At 65.5% G+C, this 12,459-nt stretch carries 14 protein-coding genes; all 14 read right to left on the reverse strand.

Annotated features, from left to right (window positions below):
• Window positions 1–18: 18 nt before the first annotated feature.
• Genes V7778_RS11950 through V7778_RS12015 form a run of 14 tightly spaced genes read right to left on the reverse strand, consistent with a single transcriptional unit; the run spans window position 19 to window position 12,453 of the window.
• Window positions 19–2,205, reverse strand: coding sequence for a hypothetical protein (locus V7778_RS11950; RefSeq protein ID WP_335555448.1), 2,187 nt, complete (start codon window positions 2,203–2,205; stop codon window positions 19–21).
• On the reverse strand, window positions 2,205–3,533 hold the full coding sequence (locus V7778_RS11955; RefSeq protein WP_335555450.1) for a hypothetical protein: 1,329 nt from the start codon (window positions 3,531–3,533) through the stop codon (window positions 2,205–2,207). Before V7778_RS11955 ends, V7778_RS11950 begins: the two co-directional genes overlap by 1 nt.
• Window positions 3,534–3,542: 9 nt before the next feature.
• On the reverse strand, window positions 3,543–4,766 hold the full coding sequence (locus V7778_RS11960) for a hypothetical protein (RefSeq protein ID WP_335555452.1): 1,224 nt from the start codon (window positions 4,764–4,766) through the stop codon (window positions 3,543–3,545).
• A gap of 1 nt (window position 4,767) precedes the next feature.
• Window positions 4,768–5,220 carry a hypothetical protein gene (locus V7778_RS11965; RefSeq protein WP_335555454.1) on the reverse strand — a complete coding sequence of 151 codons (453 nt, stop codon included), beginning with the start codon at window positions 5,218–5,220 and terminating at the stop codon, window positions 4,768–4,770.
• Window positions 5,202–5,471, reverse strand: coding sequence for a hypothetical protein (locus V7778_RS11970; protein ID WP_335555457.1), 270 nt, complete (start codon window positions 5,469–5,471; stop codon window positions 5,202–5,204). Before V7778_RS11970 ends, V7778_RS11965 begins: the two co-directional genes overlap by 19 nt.
• Entirely contained in the window at window positions 5,468–7,039 is a 1,572-nt protein-coding gene (locus V7778_RS11975) for a hypothetical protein (protein WP_335555459.1), read from the reverse strand. The genes V7778_RS11970 and V7778_RS11975 overlap by 4 nt, the downstream gene beginning before the upstream one ends.
• Window positions 7,032–7,373 (reverse strand): hypothetical protein, encoded by a 342-nt coding sequence (locus tag V7778_RS11980; protein ID WP_335555460.1) that lies wholly within the window; start codon window positions 7,371–7,373, stop codon window positions 7,032–7,034. The genes V7778_RS11975 and V7778_RS11980 overlap by 8 nt, the downstream gene beginning before the upstream one ends.
• Window positions 7,374–7,382: 9 nt before the next feature.
• Window positions 7,383–8,483, reverse strand: coding sequence for a hypothetical protein (locus V7778_RS11985; protein ID WP_335555462.1), 1,101 nt, complete (start codon window positions 8,481–8,483; stop codon window positions 7,383–7,385).
• Window positions 8,484–8,502: 19 nt separating this feature from the next.
• Window positions 8,503–9,123: a phage adaptor protein gene (locus tag V7778_RS11990; protein WP_335555464.1), complete on the reverse strand. Its 621-nt coding sequence runs from the start codon at window positions 9,121–9,123 to the stop codon at window positions 8,503–8,505.
• A gap of 1 nt (window position 9,124) precedes the next feature.
• On the reverse strand, window positions 9,125–9,385 hold the full coding sequence (locus V7778_RS11995; RefSeq protein WP_335555466.1) for a hypothetical protein: 261 nt from the start codon (window positions 9,383–9,385) through the stop codon (window positions 9,125–9,127).
• Window positions 9,386–9,442: 57 nt separating this feature from the next.
• On the reverse strand, window positions 9,443–10,660 hold the full coding sequence (locus V7778_RS12000) for a P22 phage major capsid protein family protein (protein WP_335555468.1): 1,218 nt from the start codon (window positions 10,658–10,660) through the stop codon (window positions 9,443–9,445).
• A gap of 60 nt (window positions 10,661–10,720) precedes the next feature.
• Window positions 10,721–11,596 (reverse strand): hypothetical protein, encoded by an 876-nt coding sequence (locus tag V7778_RS12005; protein ID WP_335555470.1) that lies wholly within the window; start codon window positions 11,594–11,596, stop codon window positions 10,721–10,723.
• A 45-nt stretch (window positions 11,597–11,641) separates the two neighbouring features.
• Window positions 11,642–12,043, reverse strand: coding sequence for a hypothetical protein (locus V7778_RS12010; protein ID WP_335555472.1), 402 nt, complete (start codon window positions 12,041–12,043; stop codon window positions 11,642–11,644).
• Complete coding sequence (locus V7778_RS12015; RefSeq protein WP_335555474.1) at window positions 12,040–12,453, reverse strand: hypothetical protein; 414 nt, start codon at window positions 12,451–12,453, stop codon at window positions 12,040–12,042. Before V7778_RS12015 ends, V7778_RS12010 begins: the two co-directional genes overlap by 4 nt.
• Window positions 12,454–12,459 lie beyond the last annotated feature (6 nt).

Consider the following 12,459-nt stretch of genomic DNA (forward strand, 5'->3'; position numbering starts at 1 on the left):
TTTATCATCAACGCCTGGTTAGCGTCCCGGCGCAAGTAAGCGGCGCTGCCGCTCCTCTTCTCCTTCCAGGTCCATGAACGCCGCCGGCGACAGCATCAGCCCGCGCGGCAGCGGCTGCTGCACCCGCGGCGCGCCGACCAGTGAGCGCGGTACGTCCAGCGCGCGGCCGGACTGCACGCCAACCTGGAAGTTCTGCAGAGGCTCTCCAATGGCGGCCTGGCCGAATGGAATCTTCGATAGCACCGACTGATTGAACACTCGCTCGAGAAGGCCGCCGATTGCGCCAGCGGTGTTCGAATTGTTCACCGCGCTGCCAGTGGGTTGGAACTGCTCGTATCGCGACACGCGCGCCAGGGCCTTCATCTGGTCGACTTCTGCAGGTTGGAAGAACAGCCGCAGCTTCCGGTCGCCAATAGCGTCGAGCGCCTTGGTGTAGGCGGCGCCGCTGAAGTTGCCGACTTCGTCTGCCTGGCCGTTCATGGCCTTGCCCTTGAGGTGCCCGAGGATCTGCTCGCGGACCGCGCCCATTGCGTCCGAGCTGGCCTTGATGGAATTTTTCAGCTGGGCCACGCTCATCACGCTCGCGCCCTTGCCGGAGCCCACAATGAACTGCTGGACGAATTTGTCAGGTTCGATGCCGTCGCGGACGGCCTGCAGCGCAGGCGTGCGCTCGACGATCTGCATCCACGCGCGGTTCATGCTGCGGGCCTTGCCGAACGCGTCGATCGCTTCTTGCCCCAGGTTCTGCGGGCCGCCCAGCGCTGGTAAGCCTGTCTCGCTCGGCGCCGCCTGAAGCAGCGGAGTCTCGTCCAGCGCCTGACGAACGGCCCCAAGGGCGTAGCGGACATTGCCGTCGGCACTGCTGCGCTGCAGGCGGCCGATACCGGTCTTCAGCTGCTCGGCGATCTCGACCGTCAGCGGAATTTCCCCGGTGGCGAAGCCGTTGAGCTTGTTCCGGATGTCTGGCGTCAGAAAGCTTTCGACGTTCCCCTCGTGGAGCAGGTCAGCCGCACGGTTGGTGAACGATACGTGGTCCAGCGTTGCGCTACGCCCGGCAGAATCGCGCGCTTTGTCGTACAGGCCGCCGATGATCTGCTGGGCCCGGGCGTCGCGGCCGGCGAGGGCGCCGATGATGCGCTCGCCGCCGGCGTAGGCATCGTCCGCCGCATCCGCCCCCAGGTTGTTGAGCCCGGCCTTCAGCAGCTGGTTGTTGCGGTTCTCGGTCTGGCCGAGGAACTGCGCAGTGCTGTCCTTGCTGTTCACGCCCAGCTTCGCCAGATTCTTCTGCTGGGTCACGATAGCCGGGTCCAGCGTCAGGCCAGCGGCCGTCGGCGTCAGGCCGGTGAGCCGGTAGTCGGCCAGGCGCCGGATCGCGTCCGGGGAGACCTGGTCGCTGGTGCGGAAGGCCGCGGCGACATCGTTTCGGATGCTCTGCGCCACCTGGGCGGGCAGCTGGTCCAGCGTGATGCCCGACTGCTGCAAGGCGTTGTTGATGGTGATGTTGATCTGTTGGGCCTGCTGAGGCGTTGGCGTGGCTGGCTGCATGCGGCGCGCAGCGGTGCTGGCCGCGCGCTGCGCACGCCCCAGGGCCACAGGCGCACCGACGCCAGCAACGACGGACGCCAGTAGCTGGGCGCCATCATTTCCGCCAGTCTCCCGCGTGTAGCCGCCGGCAGCGCCCGCTGCGCCGGCCGAGGCAAGCTGCTGCCCAGGGTTCGACGCGAGCATGCGCCCAACACCCCGCGCAACGCCGGTACCGCGGCTGGCCAGCACAGCGCCGGCGCCGATGGGCAACACGCCCCCGGCAACCATGCGCGCCGCGTCGCCGATCACTCGCTCGCTGCCGGTGCGGGGCTTGGGCAGGCCGACCAGATCGGCGGCCGCCTGGCCGACGCCCGGCTTGATGTCCACGCCCGGCAGCAGGTTCAGCGCGCCACGGATGGGCGAGGTGGCCATGTCGGCCAGGCTGCCCACGCCTTCCAGCGCGTATCGGGCGGTCAGGCCTGCCTGGCGAGGTGCATCGGCGATCGCGTCGTTCAGCTGCTCACCGAACGGCTTCGCGCGGGCGGCCGGCGCCGGGCTGGTTGCCGCCTGCTGGCCCAGGTGCGCGGCGATAGCCTGCTGTGCCTGCTCGGGCGTGGTGCCTTCCGGCACCTCGAAGCGGCCGATCCGGCCGTCCGGCATTTGGAAACGTGCGATAGGCATTATTCAAATCCCAAGAAAGTAACTCCGCCACCCGAGGGTGGGGTAGCACCAAGTACGCCGGCGGCCTTTCGTGCACCAGGGCCCGCGCGAGCCTTCAGCGACTCGATGTAAAGCGGAATCGCGTTCAGCTTCTGCTGTGAGACCGATTCGTCCTCTCCCCACACTGGGGTGATTTCCGCGATCTTCTGCCGTGCCTCAGACTCGGTCACGCCAGCACCAGTCGCCGCGCGCAGGAACGCCTCGCTGAGCGCGGATGACGCCTGGTTGAACTTTTGTCGATCAGCGCTCCGTAGGCTGTTGCCGATCGGGCCGCCGATCAGCGGCACGCCTGCAATGGCATCCGCAAAGCCCGGCGTCGCGGCACTGGTCAGGTTCCCCTGCTTGTCGAAAGCCACGCTGCGGAGGTTCCTGTAGGCGTTTTCGGCCTGCACGAGCCAACCCATAGACTTCGCTTGATCCTCGGTCATCTTCCCGCCTGCAGATCCGGCCAACGGAATCAGTTTTCCGCCTGGGTTAGCGGAGGACGGCGGCAGGATAAAGCCGCCGGCATCCGCACTGAACACCGGCTTGCCGACCTGGGATTTGTCGAAGTTGAAGCGATCGCGCGCCAGGCTGTGGTTGGCCGCTCCTTCCGGTGTCATCGTGCGCTGGAAGGTTTGGCCTTCCTTGAGCGCGTACGGGTTGTACGCTACATCCCTACCACCCAGGCTTGCTAGCTTCATCTCGTCCCGCGGTAGAACGCCGTCCAGGCGCTGAACCTTGCCGCCTTTAGAAATGATGTATTGGAAGGCATTGCCGGCCGCATCGGTGCCGGTGCGGGGAGTGGTGTCGAACTCCGGGGCCGATTTCTGGAACTGCTGCGCGAACTTGAGCGCCTGAAGCGGATCGAGCGGCAGTGCCTTGCTGAGGAAGTCGTCCGCGTCGAAACCGTCCTGCATCTCTGGGATGCGAGCCAAATTTGCCACGGTCGGTCCGCCCGGCAGGCTGGCCGCCCGTTGGCCGGCCGTTTTCTTGGAATCCTTTGCCAGGGTACCGAACTGTCGCATGAGGTCGCGCTGGCGTTGCTCTTCCAGGAGCTTCGTTTCCATGTCGCGAATCTGCAGGCCGCGCAGCTGGCCCATCTGCTCGGCCTGCTCTTCGGCCAGCTCGCGCCCGCGCTGGTGTTCCATCGAGCCCTGGAAGGCCTCGATGCCGGTGCCCATGGCCTGGCCTATTGTGAACGGGCGGCGCGACGGACCCGACTGCTGAAGGATCTGCGCGGCAGCCGCGAGCAGGCCCCGGTTCTGCTGCGGGGACATGTTGAGGAGGCTGTCCAGAATTCCTGCCATGATGGCTCCTTAGCCGAAGTTAAAAATGCTCGACAGCGACCCGGGCATGGAGAGCGTGCCGGGATTCGTGAGGAGGTTGCCTGCTGACCCTGTGGTCCGGAGAGAAGTCGCACCAGACGGCCCGCCGAAAAGCCCAGCCAGCGAATTGCCGAAGCTCAGCCCAGCCAGGCCCCCGCCAAGCGCAGCCGCACCGGAATTCGATGACACCGGCTGTTGCGTTGGCGTGTTGGCCATAAACGGAGCCAGGAGGCTGTTTACCCCCTGCGCGCGGGATAGGCCCCAGTTGTCCTGGGCGTTGACTGCCGTGGACGCGCCACCGAGAAGGCCGGACAGCAGGCCGGCGCCGGCGAGCGACGAACTGTTGTTCTGGCCGTTGGTCTGCAACTGCGCGCCCAGGTTGGCCAGGTTGGTCTGCTGCGTGTTCCCCACGTTCATGAATTCGGCTGCGTTCTTGGTCTGGGCGTTCTGCTGCGCCACGCCGTACTGCTGGCCGCTCAGGCCCTGGGTGGCGGCGAGCTGGCGATTGCGGTCGGCGTCGTAGGCGCCGGCCTGGGCGGCAACGGCCGCGTCGGTGTTGTTCTGGCCGAACTGCGACGCCGCGCGCGACATATTCGTGTTGAACGAGTCGATGGCCTTGCCCTCGGCCAGCGCCTGGCGGGAGCCGCCGAACTGGCCGGCCGCGATCGAGCCACCGCGGATGTTGCCGAGCAGGTCCTGCGTAGCCGACTTCGCATCGGTCATCATGTTGCCGAAGGCGTTGCTGCTCTGGTTGATGCCCTTCTGGATCGCGCCGGTCAGGTAGGAGTTGCTGCCCGGAGCACCGTTGATTAGGCTGTTGAACGAGCCGCTCAGGTTCAGGTTGTTCTGTCCAGGCGCCTGCACATCGCTGCCGACGGCGTAGGCTGAGATTCCCGCCTGCGGCGCGCTCTTGCCGCCCATGGCCGTGTAGGCGGCATAGCGCGCGGCATCCAGGTCGGCTCCAGCATTGCTGTTGATGTAGTTCGAATTGGCGGTGCCGAAGTTCTGGCCGGCCGCCGATTGCGGGGTATCGAGCATTCCCTTGTAGCGGTCGAGCAGGCCCTGCTGGCCGTCCTTGCCGAACAACATCGCCTCGATACGTGGGTCGAGTTTCCCGCTGTCCGCTTGTGCGCGTGCGGCATCCTTAGCTCCTTTGCTGGCGATGAGTCCGCCCGCGAGCGCGCCGCCGGCGCCGATAACTGCTGCCCATGCCATGTTATTTTCCTTCCAATAGTTGTTGCTGCTCGGCGCAGAACGCCAGATAGTCTTGCTCGTTGTGCGCAATGAATTGCTGCTCGATCTTGTCCACGTCCGTCTCGTGCGTGCCGTGGACGGTCAGCCATCGGCAATCCGTGTGGGCGTAGGCGGCGCGCTTCGTTCCCGGTGGAGACACAATCAGAAAGCCAGGCCCAACTCGCTTTACACCCTCCTCGGTGACGACCGACATTTCCCCTTCCAGAAGAACGTTCATGTTCTCGAACTTGTGGATGTGGCCGACGACGACTGATCCCGCTGGAATGCGGAGCTCGCGGCCATAGACGCCGTGGGAAAAGTGGTTGACCACCTCGCCATCGAGCAGCGGCAGCTCGTTTCGGATTGCTTGCTCGAGCGCCGCAGCCTGCGCGATCGACGGTGTGCCGCTTGTTTCTTCTATCCGAGAAATATCCATGTCGTCCCATTGAATCGGTAAATGCCTTCGCCGCTGCCCGGGTTCCACTCGGTGCCGTCGGCATAGCGGAGATCTCCGTCGCGCGGCTTGGCCGGCTCCGCGAACACCTTGTCGATGTGGCCGGCGGCCACCAGCGTGAGCACCGCGGCGATCTTGTGCAGCTCGGCGTCGAGGTAGCGCGCGAACTCCTTCGGATCGCTCGGCACCGGATCGGGCTTGTACTGGGCCGTGGCAAGGGTTGGCGTTCTCAATATCGGCTCCCTCGCTGGACTTCCAGGTCATAGCTGTCCAGACGCCACTGTGGCGCCGTGCCGGACTCGAACCGGATGGCCGGATAGCGGTAGTCCACGATCATGTCGGCCGCCACCGTCTGGCCGATGACGTGCTCGATCTCGACCGGGTATTCCGGATCCGCGTAGGGGTCCGTCTGGTGGCCACCGACGCGGATCTTCACGGTCAGCCCCGGGTTGCCCGCGATTCGGGCGCGGACGCGGGTGATCCGCTTCGTGTACTCGTCTTCATCGAAGTGCAGCCCCCGCCGCTCGAGGTAGGCCTCGGGAGGCACGCCGTTGAAAGATGCCGAGGCGTCCAGCATGAAGAGCTGGCCGTCGTTCGACGCCATGAGCACCCTGGTCAGGTTTGGCGTGAAGTCCGGTCCGTTCCAGGCGGTCAGGTCGGTATCCCAGGAATCGTTGTCCGCCGCCCAGTTGCCGCCCAGCGTGTTGTCGACCGGGCCGTAGGCCGCGTGGTTCAGGTTGGGAATGTCCCGGTAGCTTACCGTCCGATCGCGGTAGTTCCAGACCAGCGCCTTGTTCGGCACGGTCGAGCCGATCGACACATAGCAGACGTAGACTTCGTTGAGGAACGGGTTCTTGAACACGAAGGCGCGGTCGTTGTAGGCCACGTCCATGTCCTGGAAGAGGGCGCGGCGCGCCACCTTGTCCAACACCGGGGTGGGCGACTGGCCGTCGTGCACGACCACATCGGAGCCGGTCAGCACGAAGTGGTAACCGTCGACCTCCACGATGCAGTTCCGGTTCATGGCGCCCGACACGCCCAGCACCTTGCGGAAACTGAACACGTAGGGGCCGCCGGTGAAGTCCATGCGCCAGACCGACTGCTGCTTGTAGATCATGAAGCTGTCGCGCAGCTGCAGGCCGTCGATCACGTAGTCGCCGCCCTCCGCCAGGTCGTACTCGCCGGCGTCCTGCGTGGCGTCGGCCTCGTTCCAGGTGGCCGGCACGCCGCCCGGGTCCGCCGGGCTGGACCACTTCACCATGAAGGGGAAGTTCGTCCCGCTCTTCGTGACGTTCAGCGCGATCAGGAAGTTCTTGTAGGCGCGCATCGCCTTGCAGAACGTCGCGGCTGGCCAGTTGTCTAGCTGCTGGAAGCGGTGCGTCGAGTCTAAGTCCCAGCGCTGTGGCGGGTCGACCTCGTTCCCAGGGTTCAGGATCGGAATACCCGACAGGACGGCGCTCGTCCAGGCGTTCTGCTTCCCGGTGTAGTTTACGTCGTTGCCGGCGGTCTGCCGGGTCAGGTTGGTGTGCGCTGGCGTGCCGCCGCTGATCGTGGCGCCGTAGATCTTCTCGGCGCCGGCGTAAAGCCAGTGCACGGCCTGGCCAATGTTCACCTGCACCACGTGGTAGGGGGTGACGGCCGGCCCGCCGTAGACCGGCCCGTGGCCGAAGAACTGGCGACAGTAGCCGTCGAGGAAGCGAATATTATTCGCGTCCGTCCAGGCCTGCGGCGGCAGCTCGTGCGCCGACAGGTCCTTGATGACCCCCGCCGCGCCGGCGTTGGAGATCGTGATCCTAGACATTCAGCGCTCCCGCCTTGATGAACAGCTGGTCGACCTCGGCTTCGGTCTTGCCCAGCACCGCCGGAATGGCCAGCACCAGGTCGTGGTCACGCGCCATCGTCAGCGCCTTATCGAAGTACGCCCGGGCTTTTTCGCCCTCGGGTCCGGGCATGGTGTCGAGGAAGGCGCGAAGCTCCGGCATCCAGCCCTCATCGATCAGCACCAGGTGCGCGTTTAGCATTGGGATGCGGTCGGGAACAACCGGTCGCGCTGCCTGCGCGCGCCTCTCGTCGATCTCGGCAATCTCCTCGGGCGTGCAGTCGCGCTCCACGCCGCTGTCCATCGTTTTGTACATGTCGATTCCTTATGCGGCGTTTCGGACGCCGTACACACGCACGGTTCCTTTTGTGAAGTTGACCCCTGTGTTCCAGAACAGACGGAACCCGGTAACGACACTGTTACTGTTGAAGAACGACTCCCCACAGATGCCTTCTCGGGTCGTATTGTTTTCGTGGACGAATACCCCTCGTGCGCCGATACCCTTCGGCCCAGTGGTCGAATTCACGTTGCGAAGCTCGATGGTGATGCCGGGCGCTTCGCTAGAGGGTGTGTAGTTGCCGGCGCCGCTGCCCATCTGGGCGAAGACGGCGGTCGACGCGCTGCTAGTGGCGTTGCCGAGCATCGGTGAATAAAGCCCAGTGGTCACCACCGCGCCCGCCACAGCCGCGCGTAGCGCCAGCATGCTCGCTGCACTGGGCTGAACACCTAGCACTTCGATGACGTACTTGTCATACGTCGCGGTGAAGATGTTCAAGAAGTCGATCTGCGCGACCGGAGACGCGACTACTGCAGTCCCAAGCAATGTATGAGTTTGCCCATCGACCGCAAGAGCCTTGCCGTCTGCACGCTGGTAGTGCGTCACGATCGCCCCAGCAGCATCGCCGCGCACGGTTGCGCGGTCTCCCGCCTGCGTAGCGATGTTCGCGGCGCCAGGGAGCAGCAGGGCAGCGCTGTGGGTAAGCGTCAGCGCGCCGTCGAAGATCAGTTCGCGTTCGGCGCCCACCGGGATGGTGATTGCCGTGATCCCGGTCGTGCCGGTCACGTGCACGAGATTGCCGGTTGCGGTCGTCAGGTTGATCGTGGCCGCCGACGCGATGTCGGCGCCCTTAACCTCGTTCTGCGCGTAGCCGGCGTGAGTTGTGCCGAAGCTGGCAGCGGCGCCGGTCGAGCGCAAGAAGCCCAGGACCTGCGCCGGCAAAGAAGTGGAGAAGGCGGCTTGGTCGACGTAATCCTTCGACGCAACCTGGTCGTGCGCGACCAGCATCGGGCCGGTGATGTTCGGGAAGCACTTCTTCAGCACCTTCTTGATCAGGCGGAGGTGGTCGTCGCCCTGCGCCTTCGGATCCCCCGGCGTCGGGTTGGTGTCGACGAGGTCGGAGATGTAGTCGCCAGTTTCCAGGCCCATCGGTATTCCTTTCGGATATTTAGCGGAGGCCGACCAGGTCGGCTAACTCGGTGCGCAGCGGCGCGACCGCGCGCGAGCGGCTCTCGGCTTGGTTGATTTCTTTCACAGCCCGGTCGTACATGACCTGCCAGAGCGCCAGGGAGTCCGCGTCGCGGATCCGCGGCGCCGACTCGAGCAGCGTCCCGTAGAGGTAAAGGTCCGGGTATTTCGTCAGCAGGGTGTTCGTCGGCGCGGCGTCGTTCAGCTTGAATCCGCCGCGGTAGCGCAGCGTCACGGGGTAGGCGGCGTCGGCCGGGCAGTCGAAGGCGAGATTGCCGCCGTCGACGGCCCAGTAGCGCGGCCTGCCGGCCTGGGAAGAGACGGGGAGCTGCTCGGGAACCACCGCCGACAGCACGTCGCGCGGCTGCACGTCCGCCAACCACACGGCAAGCGGCGCAGTGAACCCGTCCGGCAGAGCGATCGAGCGCGAACCAGCCGTCAGCGTGAGCGGCACCTCGTTTTCCATCAGCCGGACCTGGGCGATGCGGTTGAAGCGCCGTTCGGCCAGGTCGATGAAGTCGGGGATCTGGCCCGCGAGATCGCTACGGTGCAGCCAGCCGACCACGGCGGCCCGCAGCTCGGTGTAGTTGGCAAACGGCATATCAGGCTGCCTTCTTCTCGGCCACCAGTGCGGCGAGCTTCTCGGTGCTGATGTTGCGGGCGAACTCGATGCCGAGGGTTTCCGCCTCGGCCTTCAAGGCGTCGCGGTCGAGCGCGGCGTCGTCGGCGGTGTTCATGCGCTCATTGTCGGCGTGCCAGTCGTCGTAGCCGTTGGCGCGCGCCGCGTCTTCCTGCTCTTCGTCGTCCACCACCAGGGCTTGGCCGGACAGGTACAGGGCTTTCGGGTATTCGAGGAATTCCATGTGCTGCTCCAAAAAGAATGCCCCGCCGGCTTGCGCGGGCGGGGCGGGTGGGGTGGATTACTCGGTCACGCGGCAGGCGTGGTCCGGGCGGACAGCGGCGAAGCCGTACAGCACGTCGATACGGGTCGATTCGGTGTCGGACTGGCCGTTACCGAAGGTCATGACGCGCACCGAGAAGCCGCCCACTGTGGCGGTATAGCCCTCGCACGATGCCAGGACCGGCAGCGGCGCGAACGCGGCGGTGAAGGCGTCCTTGTGGAACGCCAGCTCCTGGCGATAGCCGGTCGAGGCCGAGCCCACCAGGGCTGCAGCTGCACCGTTGGCAGGCAGTGCCGACACGGTGCCCACCTGGGATGCAGTGGTCAGCTTCAGCTCTGGGAAGATGCTGATCGTGCCGGTGGTGCCGCCAGCGGTGAAATCAGCGGCGACCACGAACTGACGCAGTTTGCCGGTCGAGACGCCGATGATCGGGTGCACGGAGAAGACGCCCGGGATGCTGAAGACCGTCCCCTTCAGAATGGTCTGGCCCGCCGTAACGCCGCCGATGTTCAGGGTGGTACCGGTCTGACCAGCGCCGTTGACGGTGAAACCGGTCGCGGTGCCGTTCGCGAAGAAGGGCAGCGACTGGTTCTCGTACATGTCGAACATCTGGGCGCGGGTGATGTAGCCTTCCTTGAACGCCTTATTGCCGGTGTCGCTAGGATTCTGCTGGTTCTTGATCGCGTCGGCCAGCTCGTTGCTGGCGTCCGAGGTCACCAGGACGGTGCGGTCGCCGCCCGGGGTCAGGTAACGCTCCATCACCGCGCGTGCCTGGCCGTAGGTCTTGAAGGTGCTCGGCAGCGAGCCAGGGTTGCCGACCACGTTCGGGGTGGCCAGCACCGCGCGCTGGATCAGGTCAGCCTGCACGATCGAGGCGAGCGAGTTCATCGCCGGCTTGAGGAAGCGTTCCTTGAAGTCGCTGATCTGCAGAGCCTTTTCTTTCGCGGTGAAGGTCAGCGGCACGTGCTTCTGGGTGGTCAGCTGCAGGCTGACCTTCTGCTCCTTTTGATCCGGCGCATCACCGCCACCGGCAAAGAGGGCGCCGTCATAGACGGTCGGCACCGGCGGGATGCCGATGTCGACCTTGTCGCCCTTGCGATAGCCATTCGGCTGCGACTGGAATTCTTCTTCGCGGCCGCGGTTGATGTTCGACAGGAAGTTAGCTTCCTCGACGAGCATGGCGGCCGCCTCACGGGCCAGCATTTGATGAGTCAGGATGTTGTTGGTGGTAGGCATTCAAAGCTCCAGAAAAACAAAACCCGCCTCGGTGGGCGGGTTGAAGTGGAAGGGTGTGGTTTAGCGTTTCCGGTGCGACTGTTGGCGGTCGCGGTACCAGTCGGCGTCCGACTGCTTGGCCGGATCCGGTTTCGCGCTTGCGCGGGAAGCGCCTACGCGGGTGACCGGCGCCGGCGGCGCGGTCGGCGCCTGGGGCTTCGTGGACTGCTTTTTCGCGAGCTGGTTGAACATCTCGGCCTGGTGGAGGATCTTGATCAGCGCAGGCTGCTGAACCATCAGCTTGGCGAACGACTGGTCGATCTTCACGCCCTGGGCCTCGGCGTAGGAGTTCAGCCGGGTGGCCGTCTCCTGGTTCCAGCCCGGGATTTCACGCTGCACATACGCTTCCGCTTCCTGGACTTGCTTGGCAAGGGTTTGCTGCTCGGCCAGTGCATGCTCGTTCTGTTTCTGCGTGACGGCCTGGGCGGCCTGGTGACGCTGGTTCTGCAGGGCGTTCATCTGCGCCTGCAGCTTTTGGGCGCCGACGGGGTCGCGGTCGATGAGGTCTTGCCAGTCGAGCTTTTGATACTCGGCCAGCTGCTCATCGATCGCGACCACCTTGGCGATTTCCTGCACGTACTGCTGTTGCTGCTGCGCGTGCTGGCGGACCTGCTCGCGCTCGGCCTCGATGGCCTTGCGCGTTTCCGCCACTTCCTGCGTCTTGCGGGTGTAGTCGGCCTGCATCAGGCGCTCGGCCTTCAGCTGCTCGGCTGCACTCTTCGGCAGGGCGAACTTCTTGCCGCCGACCTCGATTTCCTCGTCTTCCTCGATTTGCTCTTGCGAGTTCAGGTCGACTTGGTCGTCGTGATGCTGCGCGTCGTGGTTGCGATCCTCGGCGGCAGCGGTGTCTGCGGCGTTGGAATCCGGCGTCGCCGCCAGTTGTTCCAGTTCATCCATGGGTGTTGCTCCTTTGTGTTCCGCAAGACGCGGAGGGTTGTGCGGCTATCGCCGCGAAACTGGTTGGCGCGGGCGCGTTCGGCGCCGCAGGATTGCGACGGCTCGCGCGACCACGCCGGAATTCGTGTAGCCGGCCGATCCGGCAAAGGTGATGCTCCCGGCGGCGGCCCGGATGGCGGTGGCCACGCGCTGGCCGACGCCCGAGAAAGCGATGCCGCCGGCAGCGACTACGACCAGCAGCTGCGCCGCCGCACCGGTGACGACGCTGGCCGCGCCCGAGAGCTGCAGGCCACCGGCAGGGATGACAGAGCGACTGCGCGCCTGGGCTGCGGCGCCGGCCAGGGAGAAGCCCCCGGCTGCGGAGACGATCAGCACTTGGCCACCGGTGGCCGCCTGGGGCAGCGTACCCAGCGGTATCGTGCCGAGAGGATGCAGGCCCAGGCTCACGAGGCCTCCGGCCAGCCGGTGGCGATGTCGAAGGCGAGCACGTCCTCGAACGTGGTCAGCGTGCCCAGCGCGGCCTCCTGGGCGTCCGAGGTCAGCCGGATGTTTGCGGCCCGGTGCCAGAGCGCCTGCAAGGCAACTACTTCATCCTGCTCGGCCGTGGTCCACTCGCGCGCCATGCGGATCATGTTCAGCTCGTTCATGCGCGCATTGCAGTTCGACTGCTTCCAGTCCGGGAGGAAGGCGAGGATCATGTCGCGGGCAAGCGCCTTGATCGCCAAGATCATCGGTGCGCGCGCCTGCTCCAGCGTGTAGCCGTCGATGATCGCCTGCACGGCGTCGTCGGCATTGGACACCCATACGCCGTTGACCTGGCGCAGCACGTGCCCGGCGGCCGCGACGGCGGCATGCATGCCTGG

The sequence above is a fragment of the Massilia sp. DD77 genome (assembly GCF_036961685.1).
Lineage (GTDB): Bacteria > Pseudomonadota > Gammaproteobacteria > Burkholderiales > Burkholderiaceae_D > Telluria.

What these genes read in the sequence shown, in the direction of transcription:
- V7778_RS11950 (WP_335555448.1), bottom strand. Translation starts at nt 2,205, where the DNA reads ATGCCTATCGCACGTTTCCAAATGCCGGACGGCCGGATCGGCCGCTTC.
- V7778_RS11955 (WP_335555450.1), bottom strand. Translation starts at nt 3,533, where the DNA reads ATGGCAGGAATTCTGGACAGCCTCCTCAACATGTCCCCGCAGCAGAAC.
- V7778_RS11960 (WP_335555452.1), bottom strand. Translation starts at nt 4,766, where the DNA reads ATGGCATGGGCAGCAGTTATCGGCGCCGGCGGCGCGCTCGCGGGCGGA.
- V7778_RS11965 (WP_335555454.1), bottom strand. Translation starts at nt 5,220, where the DNA reads ATGGATATTTCTCGGATAGAAGAAACAAGCGGCACACCGTCGATCGCG.
- V7778_RS11975 (WP_335555459.1), bottom strand. Translation starts at nt 7,039, where the DNA reads ATGTCTAGGATCACGATCTCCAACGCCGGCGCGGCGGGGGTCATCAAG.
- V7778_RS11980 (WP_335555460.1), bottom strand. Translation starts at nt 7,373, where the DNA reads ATGTACAAAACGATGGACAGCGGCGTGGAGCGCGACTGCACGCCCGAG.
- V7778_RS11985 (WP_335555462.1), bottom strand. Translation starts at nt 8,483, where the DNA reads ATGGGCCTGGAAACTGGCGACTACATCTCCGACCTCGTCGACACCAAC.
- V7778_RS11990 (WP_335555464.1), bottom strand. Translation starts at nt 9,123, where the DNA reads ATGCCGTTTGCCAACTACACCGAGCTGCGGGCCGCCGTGGTCGGCTGG.
- V7778_RS11995 (WP_335555466.1), bottom strand. Translation starts at nt 9,385, where the DNA reads ATGGAATTCCTCGAATACCCGAAAGCCCTGTACCTGTCCGGCCAAGCC.
- V7778_RS12000 (WP_335555468.1), bottom strand. Translation starts at nt 10,660, where the DNA reads ATGCCTACCACCAACAACATCCTGACTCATCAAATGCTGGCCCGTGAG.
- V7778_RS12005 (WP_335555470.1), bottom strand. Translation starts at nt 11,596, where the DNA reads ATGGATGAACTGGAACAACTGGCGGCGACGCCGGATTCCAACGCCGCA.
- V7778_RS12015 (WP_335555474.1), bottom strand. Translation starts at nt 12,453, where the DNA reads ATGCATGCCGCCGTCGCGGCCGCCGGGCACGTGCTGCGCCAGGTCAAC.